We start from the raw sequence: 22,274 nt of genomic DNA, 5'->3' as shown, positions 1-22,274 counted from the left end.
AGCCACCAAATGAACCAGAAATTCTCTTGTTTCATAGGGGACGGGAATGGCGCTGTCCATGGCGCTGGGGCGAGAACAAGCGCGCCGGCAGGGATAATATTTTGGCGCAGACACGCGCCGGGAAACCCCTAAATGTAGAAGCTGATATGACGGCCGTTGGAGTTGCACTTCGGTTGCCATCAGCAGAAAAAAGACGGGCGGCACGATCACCGGCTTTTTCATTTAAGTTGACGCTGCTATGGGAGCATGATGTCGTCCGTTAGAACGAGGAAACAGGCGAGATGAGCGATAACGTCATCCAGTTCCGCAAGCCCGCGCCGCAGAAGACGCCGAAGCCGCCACGCCCATGGCTGCGCAAGCTGATCTCGATCGTCGTGGTGATCGCCGCCTTTGTCGCGGCCTGGATCTATTTCACGTTGGCTGGCTGATCCGGCCGCCCCGCAAGACGCACTTGGGATTCGACCGCATTAAAACGACAACGGCTGGAGAGCGAAGCAAATCGCCCTCCAGCCGTATTCGCAAGTAGCGTCAGCTTACCATTTCTTGGCAAGCTTGAAGGTGAAGGTCCGGGCATCGCCGTAGCCGCAGGCACCGTTGGTGCGGCAAGCCTCGACATATTCCTTGTCGAACAGGTTGGCGACGTTAAGCGATGCCGTCCAGTTTTCCTTTTCGTAGCGGATTGCCGCGTCGAAAACGGTCGATTCCGGAACCCGAAGCGTGTTGGCTTCATCCGCCCAGGAGCGGCCCTTGTGACGGACGCCGGCGCCGAGGCTGAGACCTTCGAGCGGGCCGTTCGTCACTGTGTAGTCGACCCACATGGAAGCCGTGTAGTCAGGCACAACGTAAGGCGTCTTGCCGATCAGGCTGGGGTTCGGGTCGTTCTGGGTAACGGTGACATCGGTCGCTGCGAAGGCTCCAAGCAGCTTCCAGTTATCGTCGATGTTGACCTTGGCTTCGAGCTCGAAGCCCTTTGATTCCACTTCGCCGAGCTGGTCCGTCCACGGCGCGACCGGGATCGAAACCGAGTTGTTGCGCTTATTGATGTGGAAGACGGAGGCGGTGAAGGACGCATCCATGAAGGTCGGCTCGTACTTGATACCGGCTTCATATTGTTCGCCCTCTTCCGGCTTCAGCGGTCCGTGTCCGCCACGGCCGACCAGCGGGTTGAAGAAGGTTGCCGCGCTGACATAAGGCGTCAGGCCATTGTCGAACTCGTAAGCGAGACCGGCGCGGCCGCTCCAGGCGCCGTCGGATTTGTCGAAGCTCTTGGTAGCATCCAGGCGGTCGGTGAAGTCGGTGTTGACGTAATCGTAGCGGCCGTTGAGCGTTGCCAGCCAGCCATCGCCAAAATGGATTTGATCCTGAGCATAGACGCCCAGCTGGTTCATGGTGACGTCTTCGCTGTAAAGCGCTCCGGGCGTCGGCTGGGGCTGGCCATAGATCGGGTTCAGTACGTCAAGATTGCCGTTATAGGGCTGTGCCGGGAAGCCGGCGCCGAAGACGGAATTCTGCACGTTGTCGATGCGGTACAACCGGTAATCGACACCAACCATCACCTTGTGCTCAGTGGCGCCGAGGTCGAACGTGTTTTCGATGCGATTATCCCAGGCCAATGTATTGACCCCGGTGTCGCCCTCGAAGTTCAGGCGCTGGAGTTCCGTCTGGCTGGCATAGAGCGAGGGATAGACAAGGTACTCATATTTATCGAGATGGCCGTAGCGGGCATTCGATGAGTATTTCCAGCCGCCTTCGAACTCGTGCTCGAATTCGTAGCCGATCATCTGCTGATCGTAACGTCCGGTATCCAAATCCGGCTCGCCGGGGAAGAAGCGGCGCGAAATCTTGCCGATACCCGGCCGGTCAACGACCGTGCCTTCGTAAGGCAGGAAGCCGTTGCCTGTGTGAACCTGATCGAGACCACCGGCATAGGCCCAGACGGTTAGGCTCGTGGTGTCATCCGGCGAGATGGTGAGCTGCGGCATGACGAATCCGCGCAGGTCATGCGTGTAGTCGGTATAGCCGTCACCGCCGGCGATCTTGCCGGTCAGGCGATAGGTCATCGTGTCGCTCGACCCGACCTTGTCGGAGACGTCGAAGCCGGTGAACGCGTTGCCGTTCGAGTTGATGCCGATCTCGGTGTAGTAAAGCGGATCGTCGGTCGGGCGCTTTCTGATCATATCGATGATGCCGCCGGCATTGGCGCCACCGTAAAGAACCGAAGCAGGCCCCTTCAGGACATCGACGCGCTCCAGCATGAAGGGATCGATCTGGAAATTGCCGAAACCATAGGAAAACAGGTTGAGGCCATCGAGATAGATACCGCTCTGCCCGGCATCGAAGCCACGGATGTAGAACCAGTCGGTATCCGGATCGGTCCCGAAGGTCTGCGTGGCGACGCCCGCCGTGTAACGCAGGGCCTCGTCGACCTTGTTGACAACAGCGCGATCATCAAGCTCCTGGCGGCCGACGACGGAGACGGACTGCGGTATTTCGTTGATTGGCGTATCCGTCTTCGAGCCCGCCGTGCTTTTCTTGGCCACATAGCCCTTCACAGGGCCGGTTGCCTCGCTGGCGCCGTCCGCCGCCGAATTGCCGGCGCCCTGGATGACAACCGGCTTCAGCTCGGTCACATCCTGCGCCACCGCGAAAGTGGCGCTCACGCCGAAGATGGCGACACCCGCCAAAAGCTTTGCCTTGAAGATCACTCGGTCTGCTCTCGCACCCATATGTACTGTCACCCTACTCACGCCACCGTCGTCCCAACGGCCCGGCCAACATCACGAATAAGATGAGTGATTAACTCAATTTTAACGGCCCAGCTTGTCGCGATCCCGGACGAATTGAATGTTTTTGGGCAATTTTTCAACGCGCGGCCAAAGGCTCACATGGTGTGTCGTTCAGGCAACGCGCGCTTTCTTCCAGGTGGCGGGCGTCGTGCCGATATTCTTGCGGAAGACGCGGGTGAAATGCGCCTGATCCGAGAAGCCGGTCTCGGCGGCTATGACCATGAGCGGCTGGTCGCCGTGCAGCAGGAGCTCTTTGGCGCGCTCAAGCCGGGCATTCATCTGCCATTGATGCGGCGCCATGCCGGTGGAGGCCTTGAAGGCGTGGCTGAAGTGGGATTGCGAGAGCCCGGCCAGCGTCGCAAGCTCTTCCAGCCTGATATTGCGCATGCAGTTCTCGGTGATGAAATCCTTTGCCTTGCGCAACTGCCATGAGGCAAGCTTGCTGCGCTTGCGCACTTCGCTCTTCCCAAGCTTCATGACGTCGATGATAAGCGCCAGTGCCAGACCGTCGCCATAAAGATCGTGCAGCGGTGCCGGGTTCATGCATTCGGCCGCGATCATGCGCGACAGCGTCAGCACGCGTTCATCGGAAAACAGCAAGCGCGGGCTCGTCAGCCGATCCGGATCGAGCTCCTCCATCAACCGGCGCGCCACGATCTCGGCGTCGAAATGCAGATCCAGATGACGAAGAAATTGCACGTTCTTCAGATTGGCCCAGAGCTCCATTCCCGCAGGCACATAGGAAATCGGCTGGTTCTCGTCCTCTTCCGCGGCGCCCGCGCCCTTCGAGCTCAGCTTCATCGTCGAACGGCCGGCGCCGTTCATATCCAGCAGAATGAAAAGCCTGGGATCATTGGACACATAGTAACCGCCGGCATAGGGCGCGCATTCCACATCCCAAACATCCGCAACGATGCCATTCCAGGATCGCCTGTGAAGGCCGCCGACGACGGAAAAACCTTCGATCTTGTTTTGCATGCGGGGTTGAAATGTCATGGATGGGGCGCGCACTATACCTTCTTGATAAACTCAAGTTTAAGGCAAGCGCTGATCTAACGCAATCCCGCGCTAAAAAAGCCCCCATATTTTAGGGCGGCTGGCCGTACGACCTCGATCAGCCCTTGCGGATGGACCCGCGCCAGATGAGCTCGGCTTTCAAGCGAACAGAATGAGCCTCCTCCGGCTCGTCCTCATGACCGCCCGAGGCGAGCCATTTCACCGCCTGCGTGGCAATCGCCATCACCGGCTGCGCGAAGGTCGTGAGATTGAAGGACGACCACGATGCCTGCTCGATATCGTCGAAGCCGGCAACGCACAGCTGATCCGGGATCGACAGACCGAACTGGTGGCGCGCGGCATCCATGAAACCGCAGGCGAGCAAATCGGTCGCGCAGAATACGCCGTCCGGACGCTCGGCGCGCGTCAGCATACGCTGCGCAAGCACCCGGCCCGCCTCGTATCCCGTCGATCCATAGCGCTCGACGACGACCTCGAGACCAAGCTTCGTGGCGGCAGCGATAAATCCGCGCTCGCGACCCATCAGACTTGGCGTCCCTGCTTCGGAGTTCGCGAAGGCGAGCGTTTTGCATCCCGCCCGCACGAATGCCGTCGCGATCCTGCCGCCGGACTCATAGTCGTCGAGGTTGATCTTCAACGGCCCGGGCTGATCGTCGTCGCGGTTGATCAGCACCAGCCGCTGGCCGCTGCGAAGGCAGAGTTGGGTGATGGATTTATCCGGCAGTCCGGAAAGAATGATCGACGCATCGGCCCGGTAGCGGATCGCCTGCTGCAGCGCGCGGTCGACGCTGCCATCCGAGCGATCGGTATTGACGAACATCGCGACCTTGCCTGCGTTCTGCAGCTGGATGGTCAGTTCCCGCAAAAGCGCCGAGCGATAGGGTGTCGCGACATCGGAAACGATCAGGCAAACGATGCCGCTCTCGTTGCGCATCAGGCCACGCGCCAGATGATTGACGTGATAGCCAAGCGCCTCGGCCGCTTCCAGCACCCGTTTGCGCGTATCGGCGGAAACGCTGGCTCCCGGCGTGAAGGTTCGCGATACGGCGGAACGGGACACCCCTGCCCTCTCGGCGACTTCCTGCGCGCTGACGAATAATTTAGACGGCATGGCAATCCTTTTGTTGCACGCACCTTTGCATCGAGTTGCACTTGCGTGCAATCCGTAACGACCTCAGCCAATATGAAGTTTTCATGACGAATATTGACATAGCGCGCGGCGGAGTGTTCGTTTTGCACGCGCTTGCAATAATGCCCACAGCTGCTTGCAAGCGCGACTTTCAGCGGCTGTATCCAGCCATCGTTTCCGATAAAGGACATGTTGCGATGACATTGCGCGTTATTCCAGGGCTCGAAGCTCGTCTAGCCCTTGCCGAGGCCGTTGCCCGCGAGGCAGGCGCCGTGGCGCTCGATTATTTCAAGCGCCGCGACACGCTCGTGATTGAGACGAAGCGCGACCCCCAGGACGTCGTGTCGATCGCCGACCGGGAGGTCGAGAACCTGATCCGCGCACGGTTCGCGGAAGCCTATCCCGGAGACGGCGTTCTCGGCGAGGAGTATGGTCTCACATCAGGCACGTCGGGCTTCACCTGGGTGATCGATCCGATTGACGGCACCAGCCCCTTCGTCAACGGCATGCCGAACTGGTGCGTCTCGATCGGCCTGCTGCACGACGATGTGCCTGTCGTCGGCGTCATCGCCTCGCCTTGCCATGATGAACTCTACGCCGCAGCCCTCGGCATGGGCGCCACATTGAACGGCAAGAGGCTCGAGCTCAGCCCCGAACGCAATATCCGCAACGCGGTGACCGGCATCGGCGCGAACAGCCATGTTTCGCCCGCCACGGTCGCCAAAATGGTCGAGGAACTGCTGGAGGCAGGCGGCAATTTCATCCGCAACGGCTCCGGCGCGCTCATGCTCGCCTATGTCGCCGCCGGCCGCCTCGTCGGATATTACGAGCCCTACATGCACGCCTGGGACTGCCTGGCTGGATATTGCCTCGTCAAGGAAGCCGGCGGCTGGTTCCATCCCTTCCCGACCAACGGCGAGGGACTGACCAAAGGCGCCAAGGTGCTCGCGGCGGGACCCGGCGCCATCGACGATCTCCGCAAGATCGCCGGCGTCTAAATACGCTCGCCTCGGCGGCGGCTTGAGCACAGGAGCGACATCGCGCCTCTCGTCCGACGCGATTTTGCAACCTATATATACATGCGAAGAATGCCGGCGATCCGCGCCGGCTGAACGGAGACATGTATGAGCCGAGATCCGTACGAGCTTCTGGGCGTCAAGAAGGACGCTACGCAAAAAGAGATCCAGAGCGCGTTCCGCAAGCTCGCCAAGAAACTGCATCCCGACCTGAACCCCGGCGACAAGCAGGCGGAGGACCGCTTCAAGGAAATTTCCGCCGCATACGAGATCGTCGGCGACGAGGACAAGCGCAAGCGCTTCGACAGAGGCGAGATCGACATGACCGGCGCCGAGCAGGCGCAGCGCAACTATTATCGCGACTACGCCTCGCAAGCGGGCGCCGGCGGCCGCTATCAGAACAATGCCGGCTTCGCCGACTTCGGCGACAGCGACGACATATTCTCAAGCTTCTTCTCCGGACGTGGTCGCGGCGGCGGGCAGTTCCGCTCTCAGGGGCAGAACCGGCAATATTCGATGGAAGTCGATTTTCTAGACGCCATCAACGGCACCAAGACACAGATACGCCTGCCGGATGGCCCCGCACTCGACTTGCAGATCCCGGCCGGAACCCGCGACGGCCAGACACTGCGCCTGAAGGGCAAGGGCGAGCCGGGGATCGGCGGCGGTCCGCCGGGTGACGCGCTGGTGGAGATCCGCGTTCGTCCGCACAAGTTCTATGTTCGCGATGGCGATGACATCCGCATCGATCTGCCGATATCGCTGCCCGAGGCGGTGCTCGGCGGCAAGGTGCGCGTACCCACGCCATCGGGCGCGGTCAATCTGACGCTGCCCGCCAATTCCAGCAGCGGCAAGGTCTTGCGCTTGAAGGGCAAGGGCGCGCCGAAGCGCGGTGGCGGCGCCGGCGATATCTATGTGTCGCTGAAAGTCGTCTTGCCGGATGAGCCGGATCCGAAGCTTGCCGAATTCATGAGCGAGTGGACGCCGGCCAATCCACAGAATCCGAGAAAAGGCATGGAGGAGTAGCCATGAATGATCTTGAATTCCGCCGGACCCTGAAGATCGACGTGACCGTGGTGGACGTGTGGATCGAGCAGGGCTGGCTGATCCCCGAAGTCCATGATGGCGATCGCGAGTTCCGCGACGACGATGTCGCGCGCGCGCGACTGATCCTCGACCTCACCCGCGATATGGGCGTCAACGAAGCCGGCGTCGACCTGATCATGGATCTCGTCGACCAGATACACGGGCTGCGCGGCACCGTCCGTGACATGCTTGGCGCCATGGAGCAGCAGGACGACGACGTACGCCGCCGGCTGCGCCACAAGCTCGACGCGTTTTCCGCGCGAGCAGGCTGAACGGCTCCGGCTAAGCGCGATGCCCGCAGCCGGACAAGGGAAGGAGACCCGACTTGAGCAACGATCACGGCTCCCACGACGCCGATCATTCGCATCAACCCATCGACTGGCGCGAGCACGGCGTGAAGGTCATCCCGGGCAATGCGCTCGATCCGAACACTGCGCAGACCCCCGGTATGAACCGCGCGACGGCGATCAACAATGCCCGCGCCGGCGCTGAGAAAATCTGGGCCGGCACGGTGACGATCCACGCCAACGCGAAAACCGGCGCGCACCATCATGGCGACCTCGAAAGCATCATTTATGTCGTGAAGGGCAAGGCGCGGATGCGGTGGGGCGACAATCTCGAATTTACCGCCGAGGCCGGGCCCGGCGACTTCATTTTCGTGCCGCCTTACGTGCCGCATCAGGAGATCAATGCGAGCCAAAACGAGACGCTGGAGTGCGTCCTCGTCCGGTCCGGGCAGGAGCCCGTGGTTGTCAATCTCGATATTGAACCGGTTGAAAAGCCTGAGGACGTTCGGTGGATCGATCCGATACACAAATAATCCACTCTCGGTAGTGTGCTAATGAAGAATTGGTCGACAGCCGCTTCGGCAAATTTCTTCAGATAAATCTTTCGTCCAGGCGAAGCGATGCATCGATCTCCGCACTCGAAATTTGCGAGAAAACGGCAGCCGGATTCATGTTTTCATCCAGCACCTTACGTCAAAAGCACTGCTTAGCAGGGGTTTTCGCTGGTCAGCGCGAACAAATGCAGATTACAACAATAAGTTCAGCGACCACTAATCCAATCGTCAATTCGCCGCGTACACCGTTTTGTTACCGCGCGGAAAAGCCCTAAAAGGAACGTTCCCAGCGGATATAACGGCCTTCGATGCTAATCTCAAATTCCGGCGATTTATCTACCGGAGGATGTATATAAGCCCCGTTTGGTCAGATTGAACTGGAATACTTACTTATGATTGCATTCGACGTCACACAAATTTGCTGATCCAAGCGCTGTTTTCAGTTGAAAGTCAGGGTCTTCAGGCACATCAGTTGGCGGGAATAAAAATGGGCGGCACAATTGATCCGTTCAAATATCTTGGTAAGGTTGCCGCAGGGAATAATAAGCACGCCGCACTGGCGTTAGAAGGATAAGGCCATGAAAGAAGCTCCGCATACCGTCGACGTCCATGTAGGCAAGACGATCCGCATCAAGCGCCTGATGCGCAAGGTTTCGCAGACCGAACTCGGTGACCGCGTCGGCGTCACGTTCCAGCAGATTCAGAAATACGAGAAGGGTTCGAACCGCGTTTCGGCAAGCATGCTCGTCGAAATCGCCGGTGCGCTCGATGTCGACGTCCGCTCCTTCTTCGAAGATATTTCGGCCAACGCCAATGACAATCCGACCCCGAGCGACGAGTTCGTCGTATCGCGCGACGGTGTGCTCCTGAACGCTGCCTTCCTGTCGATCAAGAACGAGCAGGTTCGCAAGAAAATCGTCAAGCTGGTGCAGGCAATTGCCGGCATGGAGCAGATCGAAAGCGAAGCCGCCGAATAAAGCGGCTTCGGCGGATCTCATCAACGATTAGTGGCGCTCTAGGACGACGAGATTTTCTCGCGCGTCTTTCATTGCCACTTTCGTCTTGGTACCGATCAGCTTTTCCAGATTCACGTCCAGCTCACGCTCCGGGTCGATTCCATCCCAATCGATGACGACCTGCAGCAGAGCCATGTTCGTCAGATGCGTCAGGTTGTTCAACTTGAGCTTCTGCGCTTCGTCCTTCGCGGCCGACAGCAAGCGGAAAATCCTCGCGTATTCGCTTCCGCTTCCCTCGTCCATCGTCTGAATGTTCATCTCGTCCGCTCCGCCTCTCTGAGATGCCCCAAACACCACTTTGGGGCTCCAGTGCTTCCATCATTCAGGCGTGGCGTTATTAGAGCGTTACAGGCGTTACCGGGGTGCTGATTTCCGCATGTAGCATCTCCCAGTGTGACGTTGCCGCGAAGCCCCAGCTGCGCTTTCCAGCGGTGAATTTCACGCTTTCGAGGTAATCCAGAACCATATCGGCATCGGCGCGCTTGCGCTCGATCTTGTTTGCGCGAATCAATTTCACGATTTCCTTGGCGCGCGCGGCGTTATCGAAAGCGCAGCGTTCCACTGCCTTCGGATAGGTGCGCTCGGAGAAATGCAACGCCCGGCCCGCAAGCAGAAGCTTCTTGTACTCGCCCGACAAAAGCAGGCCCCGACTATTCAGCGCGTCGATTGTCGGCTGATAATCGACCCACGGAACCGAGAGCGGCAGCCAGCCCAGCTCGGCCGGCGCGTGAACCAGCGCAACCGCCTCATCGTCGATGAGCCGGCCGTCGGCGTAATCGCCATAGATCGAGCCGATGCCAACCATGCCGAACGCCGAGCATTCGGCGGCTCTGAGCGCGCCCATGCTGGCGCCGCCTGCGACGACGACGTTCTGCTCGAGCGCGAAGAGGATTTCCTTGTGCCAGACGGACGGCATCTCGCCGAAGTAACCATCAACGATGCCAATGGCGCGCGCGCCATCACGAACCGCCTGCAGGATATCGCCCCGAGCGGCCGGCCCGCGAAACTCGATCGACGGATGCTCGGCCTGAAGCCTGTCGAGATCCCGGCCGAAGCTTGGTCCTGCGAAAATTACTCTCATGCCTGGGCTCCCTGCATGGCGCCGATCGCGCGCAAGCCAAGTTGAATGAATTCGCCGCTGACATCGACCTCGAGGCCGGGCACGATGACGCGGACGACGGAGACCGGAAGGCGCGGATGCGGGATCGGCACGGCCACGACCTGCTCGATACCCCGCGCCCGCAGCCGATCCAGGATAAGACGGATGGTCTGCTGGATGCTGCGCTTGGCAGGCTCGGCAAAGCGTGGCGCAACCGGCGTCTCATCACACAGCTCGATCAGCTGCTGCATCGGTCCATCGCCATCGAGGCGTTGGTAGACGCGCGGCGAGAAGTCGTCACGGCTGCCGGCGATCGCCGTCAACCGGCTTTGCGCTGCCTCGGTGATGGCGCGCAGCGCGGCGCGGACAGGATCCGGATGGCAACCGCAGCCGCCACAGACATTCGTCCAGCGCGCATCGACGCGGTCGCCGAGGTCGCCGGGAATGATGACGGCGAGGAAGCTCGGCACGCCAATATCGGTCGTCATATCGAGCAGCAGGAGCCGCATGCCGGCGCGGACGATGCGGTCGGTGATGATGTCGATGACGGGATCGCCGAAACCGGCCGGATCGATGCGCGAGCCGCGCAGTTCATCGAAGGGGCGAAGCTGCGTCAGCGCCCATGCGTCGCGCTCAACCAGTTCGCACAGACCGTGCAGCACGGCCTCGGCAGGGCGATTGCCCGATGCCAGGCCGTCGCTGGACTGCTCGAAGCCGGAAGGTCTGGTGCCACGATGGTCGAGGCCGACAAGCGACCACGGCACGAAGACCGGCTGGTCGTTCATAATATCAAGACCTTCGCTCCAGGCGAGCGGGCCAGCATCGATGTCCGATGGCACGCAGCGCGCAACGGAATCGAGATCGATCAGCGGCGCACGCTCGGCCTTCATGCCGGCGAGCGTTGATATGACCAGATCATCCGGCTGCATCTCGGCAACGCGGGTTTCGACCGCTTCCATGGCAGCCGAGGTCATCGCGGCGTCCTCGTCGATGCCTTTGCCCTGGAAGACGGACAGCGTGTAGCTGTTCGGGCGGGTCGCGAAGGCGACTGGAATTTCAAGAAGATCGAGCGCCGTCAACAAACCGACGCGCGTTATTCCAAGCTCGGCAAAGTGCGGCTTGATCGCCGCGAATGTCTGTCCAGGCGTCAGGGAGCGGTCGTGGTAGGCGCTGACGCCCGCCGCGGAAAGACTTAGATCCCCAGCCAGATCCGTGAGTGCTGCCTGAACAGACATTCGCAAAAACCTCAACGGAACTTCAGAGCGTGAACGATGTTCGCGGTCGCGTTGGTGTCGAGCTGAACGGCATTCCGCTTGAGGACGGCCTGGGCAGCAGCGGAGAGGCGAACGGTGGACTTGATTGCGTTGGTCATGGTTTTCTCCTTTTGGTGGCAGCATTTGCTGCGGACAGGAGAGACTGTGACCGGCCGGCGTTATTCCGGTGTGACTGGAAATTTCGCTAATTAACGGCCAAGATCGCCATCTGTAGCACTTCAGGACAGGCCAGCCATCCTGAGTCCGTCTATCAGCTGGCGAGTATCGTCAGGGTTGCGATCCGGCACGAAACGCCAGACATCTTCCGTGCGAAAATCCGGAAAATTCTCGAGGACAACCGAGGCGTAATGCGCTGCGGTAGCCTTATCGCCGTTTTTGGCGTGGGCTGCAGCGAGCAGACGCGAAGTCGCCGGCCGGTCCTTGACGCGGTCGAGCACCTCGATCGCCTTGGCGTAATTCTCCTGGACGAAATGAATGCCGCCCAGGTTCCAGTAGTAGTAATCCGGCGGCAGCGGATTGAGCTTCAGCGCGGCGTGGCTGAGTTCCAGCGCCCGATCGCTCTGCCCGTCGTGCAGAAGCGCATCGGCGTGATCGGCCAGAATATCCGCATCATTCGGATTGAGCATCTGCGCTTCGGCGAAGAAATCGAGGCTATCGGCAAAGCGGCGGCGATAGAGCGCCACGAAGCCAAGCTCGCGCATGGCTCTTCCGCTGTTCGGATCGCTATCGCGCGCCTGCCATGCCGAGCGATCGGCCTCTTCCAGAAGTGCGGTGTCCTTCATGCCGCGAACGAGCCACTCCATGCCCAACACGCGAGCCATGCCGGCATGGGCGGAGGAGAAGCGGTCATGTCTCGACAACGCCGACTTGAACCACTTGCGCGCCTGCCGGAGGTGCTGCAGATCGGTCTTCGATACGAGCCGCTTGCCCTCGAGATAGAGCCGATAGGCCGAGGGCGAGACATCGTGCATCATATCCGTCAATTCGCGCCGCTCGATCGTATCGGCGAGCGTCATGACGATACGCCGCGCCAGTTGTCCGAAAGACTGGTTGACCTTCTGCATGGCAAGCGGCAGGTCGATCGCCCAAAGCACTTCTGCGGTCGAGGTCTTGGTCAGCCGGCAGGTCGCGTAGATCTCGTCCTCACGGCCGTGGATCGTCACATAGACGGTGTAATCGAAACGCAATTCCGGCGGCATGGGCTGCAGTTCGCCGCTGGCGAGGCTGCGGTTCAGGATTTCGACGCTGGTATGCGCCGCAATGACCTTGAACCCGCGCTGCTGGCTGAGGCCGATCGTGACGTCTTCGAGGAGCGCCCGGCCGACACGCTGCAACAGCGGCTCCGACAACATCGTTTCCGGTGGAAGGATGAGCACGCGCGGCTGGCCGAGCGGATCGGCGGTCGCGGGCCGGACGGGGGCTGCTTCGGCTACGGCCGGCGCTGCCGGCGCGATGATGCCGAATTCCAATGCGAGAGCCTGCGTTGTCGCATCCGGCTCGGCACCGTACTCGGCCTTCAATTCGTTGCGGCAGCGGAAATAGGCTTGCCGTGCGGAAGTGAGATCCCCCGCCGTCGCATGCGCCTTCATCAGCGCGCGGCAGGCCGCCTCGTTCGCCGGATCCGTGGCCACAAGCAGCCCGGCCAGCAGCACCGTATCGGCGAGCGTCAGCTTGTCTGGCGAATCAAGCAGCGTCATCAGATGCGCGTCGCGGCATTCGGCAATTCGGCGGCGCTCGATCGTCACCCACTCGTCGGCTTCCATCGTCGGCGCGCGGAAACCCTCAAGCAGCTCGCCCTGGAGCAAGGCCCAATCACTCCGCGCCAGCGGATGCGTCGCATCCCGCAGCAGCAAGACATCGGTGGCCCAGTGGTCGGCATTGAGTGTGATATGAGTGTTGGTGGCGGTGATCAGGCGGGGAAGGCCTTCCGGCACGCTGCGATCGATCCGCGCAAGCAGCTGCCGAAGGCTGCCGGCGCGCTGCTTCGACACGTCGGATTGCCAGAGCATGCCCCGCAACGTCTCGCGCTCCATCGAGAACTGCGACGACGCGGCAACGAAAGCCAAGAGCGGATAGGCTTTTTCCGGAAGCACGATTTCGCCGTCATTGGCGAAAAGCGCGGGCTTTCCGAGCAAGCGAAGCAGGAGGCTGTGCTTAGCCACTGACACCAAGGGTAACTCGCGTTTGGATGATCCAACACAAGTATAGTGAAAAGAGACTATAACGCAAAAGGAATGCGGCCGTTCGGTTGAGTTTTTCAACCGTTGGACGATGGCGATCGCAAACAGGGTTTAGAAAAATCGGGATTGGCGGGAAGAAATCGCGACCATCTTCGCTCGCCGTGCCAATGCGAGGCATATCGGCCGTGATCCAAAAGAAATAGCGCCGGCCTTTCGACCAGCGCCATCACAATCAATCAGGATTTGGCTTAAGCGGCAGCGGAAGCGAAACCAGCCGTCGGAACTTCCGAGATCGTCTTCAGAACCTGGGAAGCGATCTGGTAAGGGCAACCTTGCGAGTTCGGGCGGCGATCTTCCAGGTAACCCTTGTAGTCGTTCTTGACGAAGGAGTGCGGAACGCGGATCGAAGCACCGCGGTCGGCAACGCCGTAGGAGAACTTGTTCCACGGAGCGGTCTCGTGCTTGCCGGTCAGACGCTTGTCGTTGTCCGGGCCGTAAACGGCGATGTGCGCATCGAGGTTCTTTTCGAACTGGGCCATCAGAGCTTCGAAGTAGGCCTTGCCGCCAACTTCGCGCATGAACTTTGTCGAGAAGTTGCAGTGCATGCCCGAACCGTTCCAGTCGGTGTCGCCGAGCGGCTTGCAGTGATACTCGATATCGACGCCGTACTTTTCAGTCAGGCGCTGCAGCAGGTAGCGTGCCATCCAGATCTGGTCAGCGGCCTTCTTGGAGCCCTTGCCGAAAATCTGGAATTCCCACTGGCCCTTGGCCACTTCGGCGTTGATGCCTTCGTGGTTGATGCCGGCAGCGAGGCAGAGGTCGAGATGCTCTTCGACGATTTCGCGCGCAACCGGGCCAACATTGCTGGAGCCGACGCCGCAATAATAAGGACCCTGCGGAGCCGGGTAGCCCTGTTCCGGGAAGCCGAGCGGACGGCCGTTTTCGTAGAAGAAGTATTCCTGCTCGAAGCCGAACCATGCATCTTCGTCGTCGAGGATGGTTGCGCGGCTGTTGGAAGCATGCGGGGTAACGCCATCAGGCATCATGACTTCGCACATGACGAGTACGCCGTTGGTACGAGCCGGGTCCGGATAAACGGCGACGGGCTTCAGCACGCAATCGGAGCTGCGGCCTTCAGCCTGCATCGTGGAGGAGCCATCGAAGCCCCAGAGCGGCAGCTGCTCGAGCGTCGGGAATTCTGCAAATTCCTTGACCTGCGTCTTGCCACGAAGGTTCGGTACCGGGGTGTATCCATCGAGCCAGATGTACTCGAGCTTATACTTGGTCATTTGCGAGTCTCTCAAAACAAAGGTGTCAGCAGGTCCCAGGGACGCGGAAGCCGAAGCCGCCTTGCCCGTGGAGGGATGCCAAAGAGTATGCATGTAGCGTGCCAGTTCGCGACGAGGGGCGAAAAGACCACGCGGAAAGGGGCCGTTGCGGCGCCAACCAAGCAGGTGCCATTGGATCGAAGCGAGCCCTGAAGTGCCAGTGGACTCAAGCGTTTACGCCGCCTGTTGACAGAACGTCTCACTGGAAAAAGATGAACAGCGGCGCCGTCAGTTTTTTCCGCACAATACCTAGTTTGCTCATTTATTATGCAAATGCATATTTTATGTATTCTGTGAATTTCTGATATAAAGCTGTTCAAATTGCAACTGCACACGATTCAAACATTTGTTGCACTTTTTTCAATCAAATAGCGCATTCTCTGTGCAGATGTGTTATTGTCATCCTTAACGCTTTAGGGCGGACTCAATTTGGAGGCATGACATGGTTACTGGTGTGCATCACGAGTCGGCAACGATTTACGCTTTCCCGGCGAAGCGCTTCGCTTCATCGGCGCTTCGCCAGAAGGTTGATCTGGAAAAAGATCTGGAACCCTGCGTCTACGACAGCTGCTGGTACCACGAAGACGCCATGAAAGAAGAAGAAGCCTCTGCCCAGCCGCGCTTTACCCCGCGTTTTGTGGACTGACGTCTTTTTGTCAGGCTTGGTGCGCTCCGTTCGCATCGGCATCTAACGTGATTGCGAGCGGCTCCGCTTTGGCGGGGTTGCGTATATCCGGCGCACGCGTCATGACGGGTCTGCGAGTTCAATTGCGGGCGAATATATGTCGGATAAAGAGGTAGCCATCATCGGCGGCGGGCCGGCGGGGCTTATGGCGGCGGAGATCCTGTCTTCAGCCGGGCATAGGGTCACGGTCTACGAGGCTATGCCGACGGCCGCTCGCAAATTCCTGCTCGCCGGAAAATCCGGCCTCAACATCACCCATTCCGAAGACTATCAACGCTTTGCGACGCGCTTCGGCAGCGCGAACGGGTGCCTGCGCAACGCGCTCGACGCTTTTCGCCCTGACGACATCAGGCAATGGGCCGCCGATCTGGAGACCGAGACCTTCGTTGGAACCTCGGGGCGCGTCTTTCCAGTGGCGATGAAGGCATCTCCCCTCTTGCGCGCGTGGATCAGGAGACTCGACGCGCAGGGGGTGACAATCCGGACGCGGCACCGCTGGCAGGGCTTTTCCGACGGCGGCTATCTGTTCGAAACGCCCGAAGGCGACCTCGTTGTCCGACCCGATGCCGCCTTGCTTGCCCTTGGCGGACAGAGCTGGCCGCGGCTTGGCTCGGACGGTCGCTGGGTCGACTGGCTGCGAAATGAGGCCGTTACGGTTCACGATTTCCAACCGGCCAATTGCGGCTTCGACGTCGACTGGAGCGCGGTGTTTCGCGAGCGCTTCGCCGGCGCTGCGGTCAAGTCCGTGGTGGCGACCTCGCCGGCGGGATCGATGCAGGGAGAGTTCGTCGTTACCCAACACGGCATAGAGGGAAGCCTGGTTTACGCCCATGCCGCGGCTTTGCGAGATGCGCTGGCATCCGGACAGCGCGCAGCACTCATCGTCGACCTGATGCCCGGGCGGGCGCTGGAGCGGCTCGAACGCGATCTCGGGAAGCAGGACGCCAAGACGAGCCTCGCCAACCGGCTGCGCAAAGGCGCCGGCCTCGATGGCGTGAAGGCGAACCTCGTTCGCGAATGCGGTGACGATGCCGATCTGCGTGACCCCGCTCGGCTGGCGCGGCTGATCAAGGCGCTGCCTATCCAGGTTGTCGCTCCGCGCCCGATCACTGAAGCCATTTCGTCGGCGGGCGGCATCGCATGGGCCGAGATCGACGAGCACTACATGCTGAAGCAGCGGCCCGGCCTGTTCGTCGCCGGCGAAATGATCGATTGGGAAGCCCCAACGGGTGGCTATCTACTAACCGCGTGCTTCGCGACCGGTCGCGCCGCCGCACGCGGCATCGCAGACTGGCTGCGGGCCTGATCAGCCCGCGCCTCCAGTCACTTCCTTTTCCGCAACATGTTCATCGCCGTCCGGTCGCTTGATCCTGAACCAGGCAAGATAGAGCGCGGGCAGGAAGAGCAGCGTCAGCACTGTGCCGACGATGATGCCGCCCATCATGGCATAGGCCATCGGCCCCCAGAACACCTCGCGTGAAATCGGGATCAGCGCAAGGCTCGCCGCCGCCGCCGTCAGCAGGATCGGCCGCATTCGATGCTGCGTCGCCTCTCTCACCGCATCCCATGGATGATGCCCCTCGCGCCTGAGTTCCTCCACCTGCACAACAAGAATTACCGAGTTTCGGATCAGGATGCCGATCAGGGCAAGGATGCCGAGGATCGCCACGAAGCCCATCGGCGCGCCGCTCGATAGAAGCGCGATCACCACGCCGATCAGGGCAAGGGGCGCGACCGCGAAGACCAGAAACAGTCGCGAGAAGCTCTGTAGCTGGATCATCAGGATCGTCGCCATCGTAAACAGCATCATCGGCACCACGGCTGCGATCGGCGCCTGGCTCTTGGCGCTTTGCTCGACGCTGCCACCCACTTCAAGCGTGAAGCCGGTCGGCAGCTGGGCGGAGTAGGCGTCGATGTCCTTGGCCAGCTGATCGACCACCGTCGCCGGCTGCTTGTTGTCGATCACGGCAGCCTTCACCGTGACCGTCGGCAGGCGGTCTCGGCGCCAGATCCGTGGCGGCTCGGTCTCGTAGCGGAAGTTCGCAATCGCCGCCAACGGAACCGAGTTGCCATTGCTGGTGCGCAGCTGCAGGTCGCGCAGCGTCTCGATCGATCGCCGCTCGGATGCCTGGGCCCGCGCCAGAACCGTGATCAGATAGATATCGTCGCGCACCTGCGTCACCGACGCGCCGCCAACGATGCCGTTCAGCGCGGATGCGATATCCTCCGAGGTGACGCCGAGCTGACGCGCCTTGTCCTGAAGAACATCGACCTTCACGACACGCTGCGGCTCGTTCCAGTCGTAGACCACATCGCCCAACGATCGATTTTGGCTCATGACCGCGCCGAGTTCCAGCGCGCGCTGGCGGACCCCTTCGATATCAGGCCCGCTGAGGCGATAGGCAACCGGGCGGCCGACGGGCGGGCCGATGTCGAGAAGCTTCACATAGGCGTCGGTGCCGACGAAGGTCTTGGTAAGATACTCCTGAAGATCCACCCGCAGCTTGTCGCGCACCTCCAGGCTCTTGGTGATGATCACCACTTGGCCGAAAGACGGGCTCGGCGGCTGCACGTCGAAAGACAGAACGAAGCGCTGCGCGCCCTGCCCGACATAGGTTGACCAGCGCTCGATATCGGGATTGCCTTGCAGCTTCTCCTTCTCGAATTGCGCCATCTGCTGGTCGGTTTCGTTGATCGAGGCGTTGTTGGGCAACGAGAAGTCGACGATCAGCTCCAGCCGGTCGGACGACGGGAAGAACTGCTCCTGGACGAAGCGCATGCCGTAGACCGCGCAGGCAAAGGCGATGACCGTCGCCGCGATGGTGATCCAGCGGAAGCGCATGCAGACATCGAGGATCTTCGCGAAGCCGTTTGCAAACCAGCCGCTCTTCTCCTCATGCCGCTTCATTGTCTTGGGCAGGATGGTCACCCCGAGCAAGGGCGCGAACACCACCGCCACGATCCACGACACGACCAGCGACACCGCGATGACCACGAAGAGCGAGAAGGTGAACTCGCCGGCGGCGCTGTTGTTGAGGCCGACAGGCATGAAGCTCGAGACGGTCACCAAGGTTCCCGTCAACATCGGAAAGGCAGTATGCGAATAGACGTAGGTCGCCGCCTTGGTAATCGGATCCCCGGCCTCAAGCCGCGCGACCATCATTTCCACGGCGATCATCGCGTCATCGACGAGCAGGCCAAGCGCAATGATCAGCGCGCCAAGCGAGATGCGCTGCAGCGAGATGCCGTCATATTCCATGAACACAAAGGTGATCGCCAAGGTCAGCGGGATCGCGAAGGCAACGACCAACCCCGCGCGCCAGCCGAAACTGACGAAGCTCACCAAGAGCACGATGATGATCGCTTCCGCCAGCGCCCGCGTGAACCCCGACACCGCCTCCTCGACGATGACGGGCTGGTCGGCGACGAGATGTGGCTCGATGCCGATCGGCAACGTCGCATGCACCTTGCGCAGCTCGGCCTGCAGCGCCTTGCCGAACTCAAGCAGATTGGCGCCCTGCTTCATGCCGATGGCGAGCGCGATCGCCGGCATGCCGTTGACGCGAAAGAGCGCTGTCGGCGGATCGGTGTAACCGCGCGTGATCGTCGCGATATCACTCAGCCGGAAGAAACGGTTGTTGACCTGCAGATTGACGCTGCGCAGGCTGTCTTCCGAGGTGAACTGTCCGCTGACGCGCAGGCTGACGCGCTCGCCCTGAGCCTGCAGCACGCCCGATGGCGTGATCGCGTTCTGCGATTGCAGCGTGTTGAGCACATCGGCCTGGCTGATGCCGAGGGCAGCGAGCTGGCGCGTCGAGAATTCGAGGAAGATCACCTCGTCCTGCGCGCCGACCAGATCGACCTTCCCGACATTCGGGACAGTCAGGATGCTGCGGCGGACGCTTTCGACATAGTCGCGCAATTGGCGCTGCGTGAATCCGTCGGCGGTAAAGGCGTAGATGTTGCCGAAAACGTCGCCGAAGCGGTCGTTGAAGGTCGGCGTTTGCACGCCCGAGGGAAACTGCCCCTCGATATCGCTGACCATGTTTCGAACGTCGACCCAGATCCCCGGCACGTCGCGCGCCTTGGTGGAATCCTTGAGGTAGACGAACACCGTCGTCTGGCCCGCGATCGTGATCGAATTGGTGTAGTCGAGCGATTCAAGTTCCTCGAGCTTGCGCTCGATGCGCTCGGTGACCTGCCGCGTGGTCTCCTCGGCGGAAGCGCCGGGCCACTGCGTCGAGATCGTCATCGTCTTGATGGTGAAATTCGGATCTTCCTCGCGCCCGAGGTTCATGTAGGAGAAGATGCCCAGCAGCGCGAAGACGATCATGAAGTACCAGATCATCGACCGGTGTTCGAGCGCCCAGTCGGAGAGGTTGAACTTGTTCATGAGCGCGCACCACCCTCGACCTTGATCTTCTGCCCCTCTTTCAGGCTATGAACGCCGGCGATGACGACGCGCGTCCCCGGCTCCAGACCCGAGACGACCTCGGGATGCGCCGACGTCTTGTCGCGTAGCTTCACCTCCTGCGATCGAACGGTTTCGGCCTTCTCATCCACGATCCACACCAGCGTCTTGCCGTCCTGATTGAGGATCGCCGAGGCAGGCAGGAACAGCTTCTTGATGTCGCGAGCCTGGCGAATCGCCGTGATCGTTGTTCCTATCCTGAAGGCGTCGGGCGGGTTCTGAAGCGCGATCTTGACGCGGCGCGTACGGGTCGCGGCATCAGCTGCCGGCGCCACTTCGCGCACCACACCTGCCGACGTGATCGACGGATTGATCTGCAGCAGGATGGAGTAGGCATCCCCTATCGCCGGGATCAGTTCGCCCTCGGGAATATCGATGACGGCATCGCGCTCGCCGGGCATGGCGACCGTCAGCACGGATTCGCCGGCCGATACCACCTGCCCCACCTCGACCGACGTGGCGGTGACGATCCCGTCGAAGGTCGCGAGAAGCTGTGCGTAGGAGAGATCCTCGTTCGACTTGTCGAGCGCCGTCTGTGCCTGCACCACGGCCGACTGCGCGGTCTGGGTCGCCTGAACGCTGCTTTCGAGGCTGGACTTGGTCGCCGTCCCGCCCTGGAATGTGGCGCGGGCGCGCTCTTCGGTCGATCTCGCATTGGCGAGTTGCGCCTGCGCATTGGCAAGCTGCGCCTGTGCCGATCTGACCGCGAGCTCCAGCGAGGTCGGTTCAAGGGACGCCAGGAGCTCGCCCTTCGTCACGACATCGCCCGCATTCACATCGCGCGCCACCATCAGGCCGCCCACGCGAAAGCCGAGCGGTGTCTCCGTCTTCGGCGCAACCGTTCCGGCGAAGCTCGGCGTCGGCAAGTTCGAGAGCTCGATGATGCTCGACAAGACCGGCCGTATCGGGGGAGCCGTCTCCTTTTCTTCGCTGCATGCGCTGAGCGCGATGATCATCGGGATGACAAGAAGCTTGGGGATAGACGACCGCCGCATCAGCTCTGCCCTCCTTCGACCGTCACCTTCTGGCCTGGCCGCAGCATCTTGCCGCCATCGGTGACGACCATCTCGCCGACATCGAGACCGCCCGATATGATCACGCGACCGGTCTCGTAGGTCGCGACCTTGACAGGCTTCAGGCTGACGGTTTCATCTTTCGGATCGATCACCCAGACCGCCGGTTTGCCGTCGATGGCAAACAATGCCGTCCAGGGCAGGATGATCATCTTGGTCGGTGCCGATTGAGCAAAGCCCGTCACCGGCGCGCCCAGCGTCATCCTCGCAGGCGTCTCCTCAAGCGTAATCTTCACGCGCACTGTGCCGGTGGAGGTATCGATCGTCGGCGAGATCTCGGTGACCTTGCCGAAGGCCGTCACATTAGGATCGCTGACGAGCGCCACCTCGATCCTCGGCGTATCGGGCCTCGACTGCAGCAGGGTCTCGTAGATGTAGAACACCGCATCGCGCGGCCCGTCCTGCGCCAATGTGAATGCGGTCTGTGCCGCCTGCACCACCTGTCCGACTTCGACATTGCGGGCGGTGATGATGCCATCGGCATCCGTCCTCAGCTCTGTATAGCCGAGCGCATCCTTGGTCGTACCGAGCTGCGCCTTGGCGTTGTCGAGCGAGCCCTTGGATGTATCAAGCGCCGTGGCCGCCTGATCGTAGGATTCCTTGGAGATCGACCCGCTGGCGAGCAGCGTCTTGCGCCGCTCGAACTCCGAGGTCGCCTGCTCGACGTCCGCCTGCGCGGCGACGAGCGCTGCCTGCGCGGCCTCGACATCGGCCTTCTGTTGCTGCGGATCGACCCGCGCGATCACCTGCCCGGCGGTCACATGCGCGCCGACATCGGCGGTCCACTCGGTGACTTTGCCGCTGACGCGGAAAGAGAGATTGGATTCGATATGGGCGGCGATCGCGCCGGTGAGCTTGATGCTGTAGCGGAAATCCTGGAGCGCCACCGGTTCGGCACGCACTGGAATGGTCAGTTCGGCGGGCTCGCCGCCTTCTTTTTGGCAGGATACGAACGAGAGGCATAGAAGAAGCAGGCTGAACGTCTTGATGTGCATCTCAGGAGTTCCCCCGAATTCCAAAACTGACACAAGCTGAGTAGGCCTTATCGGCGCTGAGGACCTGTCGGCGGATGGCCGGAGGCTACAGCAATGAATTCACTCCTAAAAATCTTATAGCTGCCGCGAATACGCCGGGATCGACGTCACACCGTCACCGCTTCGCAAGAAGGCGGCCTGCGATCGATATCATCAGGACGCAATTCGCACATGAAGCGAGTTGAATGTAGCGCACTTCAGAAAAGATGCAATTAAGCGCAAGTTCCCGCTATCGAAGC

20 protein-coding genes are annotated in these 22,274 nt (G+C 60.9%); 8 read left to right on the top strand and 12 right to left on the bottom strand.

What is annotated here, in order from left to right; genetic code table 11:
• Window positions 1-281 precede the first annotated feature (281 nt).
• Entirely contained in the window at window positions 282-428 is a 147-nt protein-coding gene (locus tag D460_RS36310) for a hypothetical protein (RefSeq protein WP_018896790.1), read from the top strand.
• A 105-nt stretch (window positions 429-533) separates the two neighbouring features.
• Here the strand turns inward: D460_RS36310 and D460_RS0101840 are convergent, their stop codons facing one another.
• From D460_RS0101840 to D460_RS0101830, 3 genes are all read right to left on the bottom strand, one after another.
• Window positions 534-2,726 (bottom strand): TonB-dependent siderophore receptor, encoded by a 2,193-nt coding sequence (locus tag D460_RS0101840; protein ID WP_051110750.1) that lies wholly within the window; start codon window positions 2,724-2,726, stop codon window positions 534-536.
• Window positions 2,727-2,897: 171 nt separating this feature from the next.
• A complete protein-coding gene (locus D460_RS0101835; protein WP_026282693.1) occupies window positions 2,898-3,782 on the bottom strand; it encodes an AraC family transcriptional regulator in 885 nt (294 codons plus the stop codon).
• A 118-nt stretch (window positions 3,783-3,900) separates the two neighbouring features.
• Entirely contained in the window at window positions 3,901-4,914 is a 1,014-nt protein-coding gene (locus D460_RS0101830) for a substrate-binding domain-containing protein (protein ID WP_026282692.1), read from the bottom strand.
• Between the two features lie 215 nt (window positions 4,915-5,129).
• On the opposite strand from D460_RS0101830, the gene D460_RS0101825 reads away from it, so the two are divergent.
• The 5 genes from D460_RS0101825 (at window position 5,130) to D460_RS0101800 (ending at window position 8,852) form a co-directional block, all read left to right on the top strand.
• Window positions 5,130-5,930: an inositol monophosphatase family protein gene (locus tag D460_RS0101825; protein ID WP_026282691.1), complete on the top strand. Its 801-nt coding sequence runs from the start codon at window positions 5,130-5,132 to the stop codon at window positions 5,928-5,930.
• A 126-nt stretch (window positions 5,931-6,056) separates the two neighbouring features.
• Window positions 6,057-6,974, top strand: a complete 918-nt coding sequence (locus D460_RS0101820; protein WP_018896785.1) for a J domain-containing protein — start codon at window positions 6,057-6,059, stop codon at window positions 6,972-6,974.
• Between the two features lie 2 nt (window positions 6,975-6,976).
• On the top strand, window positions 6,977-7,306 hold the full coding sequence (locus D460_RS0101815) for a chaperone modulator CbpM (protein WP_018896784.1): 330 nt from the start codon (window positions 6,977-6,979) through the stop codon (window positions 7,304-7,306).
• Between the two features lie 53 nt (window positions 7,307-7,359).
• Window positions 7,360-7,854 (top strand): cupin domain-containing protein, encoded by a 495-nt coding sequence (locus D460_RS0101810; protein WP_018896783.1) that lies wholly within the window; start codon window positions 7,360-7,362, stop codon window positions 7,852-7,854.
• 599 nt (window positions 7,855-8,453) lie between these two features.
• On the top strand, window positions 8,454-8,852 hold the full coding sequence (locus D460_RS0101800; RefSeq protein ID WP_018896782.1) for a helix-turn-helix transcriptional regulator: 399 nt from the start codon (window positions 8,454-8,456) through the stop codon (window positions 8,850-8,852).
• A 27-nt stretch (window positions 8,853-8,879) separates the two neighbouring features.
• Here D460_RS0101800 and D460_RS0101795 read toward each other — a convergent pair whose 3' ends face one another.
• The 6 genes from D460_RS0101795 to D460_RS0101770 form a co-directional block, all read right to left on the bottom strand.
• Window positions 8,880-9,149, bottom strand: a complete 270-nt coding sequence (locus D460_RS0101795; protein ID WP_018896781.1) for a hypothetical protein — start codon at window positions 9,147-9,149, stop codon at window positions 8,880-8,882.
• A 79-nt stretch (window positions 9,150-9,228) separates the two neighbouring features.
• Entirely contained in the window at window positions 9,229-9,972 is a 744-nt protein-coding gene (locus D460_RS0101790) for a TfuA-like protein (protein WP_018896780.1), read from the bottom strand.
• Complete coding sequence (locus D460_RS0101785; RefSeq protein WP_018896779.1) at window positions 9,969-11,225, bottom strand: YcaO-like family protein; 1,257 nt, start codon at window positions 11,223-11,225, stop codon at window positions 9,969-9,971. The genes D460_RS0101790 and D460_RS0101785 overlap by 4 nt, the downstream gene beginning before the upstream one ends.
• A gap of 11 nt (window positions 11,226-11,236) precedes the next feature.
• Window positions 11,237-11,362 (bottom strand): hypothetical protein, encoded by a 126-nt coding sequence (locus D460_RS37050; protein ID WP_018896778.1) that lies wholly within the window; start codon window positions 11,360-11,362, stop codon window positions 11,237-11,239.
• Between the two features lie 120 nt (window positions 11,363-11,482).
• Window positions 11,483-13,432, bottom strand: coding sequence for a BTAD domain-containing putative transcriptional regulator (locus D460_RS0101775; protein WP_245267705.1), 1,950 nt, complete (start codon window positions 13,430-13,432; stop codon window positions 11,483-11,485).
• A gap of 260 nt (window positions 13,433-13,692) precedes the next feature.
• Entirely contained in the window at window positions 13,693-14,733 is a 1,041-nt protein-coding gene (locus tag D460_RS0101770) for a glutamine synthetase beta-grasp domain-containing protein (RefSeq protein ID WP_018896776.1), read from the bottom strand.
• 481 nt (window positions 14,734-15,214) lie between these two features.
• On the opposite strand from D460_RS0101770, the gene D460_RS0101765 reads away from it, so the two are divergent.
• Both D460_RS0101765 and D460_RS0101760 read left to right on the top strand, forming a co-directional pair.
• Window positions 15,215-15,418 carry a DUF2735 domain-containing protein gene (locus D460_RS0101765; RefSeq protein WP_018896775.1) on the top strand — a complete coding sequence of 68 codons (204 nt, stop codon included), beginning with the start codon at window positions 15,215-15,217 and terminating at the stop codon, window positions 15,416-15,418.
• 136 nt (window positions 15,419-15,554) lie between these two features.
• Window positions 15,555-16,763, top strand: a complete 1,209-nt coding sequence (locus D460_RS0101760; RefSeq protein WP_018896774.1) for a TIGR03862 family flavoprotein — start codon at window positions 15,555-15,557, stop codon at window positions 16,761-16,763.
• On the opposite strand, the gene D460_RS0101755 is transcribed toward D460_RS0101760, so the two are convergent.
• The 3 genes from D460_RS0101755 to D460_RS0101745 are packed head-to-tail and all read right to left on the bottom strand — an operon-like array spanning window position 16,764 to window position 21,996.
• Window positions 16,764-19,850 carry an efflux RND transporter permease subunit gene (locus tag D460_RS0101755; RefSeq protein ID WP_018896773.1) on the bottom strand — a complete coding sequence of 1,029 codons (3,087 nt, stop codon included), beginning with the start codon at window positions 19,848-19,850 and terminating at the stop codon, window positions 16,764-16,766.
• A complete protein-coding gene (locus D460_RS0101750; protein ID WP_018896772.1) occupies window positions 19,847-20,923 on the bottom strand; it encodes an efflux RND transporter periplasmic adaptor subunit in 1,077 nt (358 codons plus the stop codon). Before D460_RS0101750 ends, D460_RS0101755 begins: the two co-directional genes overlap by 4 nt.
• Window positions 20,923-21,996, bottom strand: a complete 1,074-nt coding sequence (locus tag D460_RS0101745; protein WP_018896771.1) for an efflux RND transporter periplasmic adaptor subunit — start codon at window positions 21,994-21,996, stop codon at window positions 20,923-20,925. The genes D460_RS0101750 and D460_RS0101745 overlap by 1 nt, the downstream gene beginning before the upstream one ends.
• Window positions 21,997-22,274 lie beyond the last annotated feature (278 nt).

The organism is Rhizobium sp. 2MFCol3.1 (assembly GCF_000377565.1).
Taxonomy (GTDB): Bacteria; Pseudomonadota; Alphaproteobacteria; order Rhizobiales; family Rhizobiaceae; genus Rhizobium.
Note: the sequence above shows the minus strand (reverse complement) of the source record. Positions and strands in the feature narration are given on the sequence as shown.

Bases quoted from the DNA above. Each gene is read 5' to 3' on its own strand.
- D460_RS36310 (WP_018896790.1), top strand. From the start codon at position 282: ATGAGCGATAACGTCATCCAGTTCCGCAAGCCCGCGCCGCAGAAGACG.
- D460_RS0101840 (WP_051110750.1), bottom strand. From the start codon at position 2,726: ATGGGTGCGAGAGCAGACCGAGTGATCTTCAAGGCAAAGCTTTTGGCG.
- D460_RS0101835 (WP_026282693.1), bottom strand. From the start codon at position 3,782: ATGACATTTCAACCCCGCATGCAAAACAAGATCGAAGGTTTTTCCGTC.
- D460_RS0101830 (WP_026282692.1), bottom strand. From the start codon at position 4,914: ATGCCGTCTAAATTATTCGTCAGCGCGCAGGAAGTCGCCGAGAGGGCA.
- D460_RS0101825 (WP_026282691.1), top strand. From the start codon at position 5,130: ATGACATTGCGCGTTATTCCAGGGCTCGAAGCTCGTCTAGCCCTTGCC.
- D460_RS0101820 (WP_018896785.1), top strand. From the start codon at position 6,057: ATGAGCCGAGATCCGTACGAGCTTCTGGGCGTCAAGAAGGACGCTACG.
- D460_RS0101815 (WP_018896784.1), top strand. From the start codon at position 6,977: ATGAATGATCTTGAATTCCGCCGGACCCTGAAGATCGACGTGACCGTG.
- D460_RS0101800 (WP_018896782.1), top strand. From the start codon at position 8,454: ATGAAAGAAGCTCCGCATACCGTCGACGTCCATGTAGGCAAGACGATC.
- D460_RS0101795 (WP_018896781.1), bottom strand. From the start codon at position 9,149: ATGAACATTCAGACGATGGACGAGGGAAGCGGAAGCGAATACGCGAGG.
- D460_RS0101790 (WP_018896780.1), bottom strand. From the start codon at position 9,972: ATGAGAGTAATTTTCGCAGGACCAAGCTTCGGCCGGGATCTCGACAGG.
- D460_RS0101785 (WP_018896779.1), bottom strand. From the start codon at position 11,225: ATGTCTGTTCAGGCAGCACTCACGGATCTGGCTGGGGATCTAAGTCTT.
- D460_RS37050 (WP_018896778.1), bottom strand. From the start codon at position 11,362: ATGACCAACGCAATCAAGTCCACCGTTCGCCTCTCCGCTGCTGCCCAG.
- D460_RS0101770 (WP_018896776.1), bottom strand. From the start codon at position 14,733: ATGACCAAGTATAAGCTCGAGTACATCTGGCTCGATGGATACACCCCG.
- D460_RS0101765 (WP_018896775.1), top strand. From the start codon at position 15,215: ATGGTTACTGGTGTGCATCACGAGTCGGCAACGATTTACGCTTTCCCG.
- D460_RS0101760 (WP_018896774.1), top strand. From the start codon at position 15,555: ATGTCGGATAAAGAGGTAGCCATCATCGGCGGCGGGCCGGCGGGGCTT.
- D460_RS0101755 (WP_018896773.1), bottom strand. From the start codon at position 19,850: ATGAACAAGTTCAACCTCTCCGACTGGGCGCTCGAACACCGGTCGATG.
- D460_RS0101750 (WP_018896772.1), bottom strand. From the start codon at position 20,923: ATGCGGCGGTCGTCTATCCCCAAGCTTCTTGTCATCCCGATGATCATC.
- D460_RS0101745 (WP_018896771.1), bottom strand. From the start codon at position 21,996: ATGCACATCAAGACGTTCAGCCTGCTTCTTCTATGCCTCTCGTTCGTA.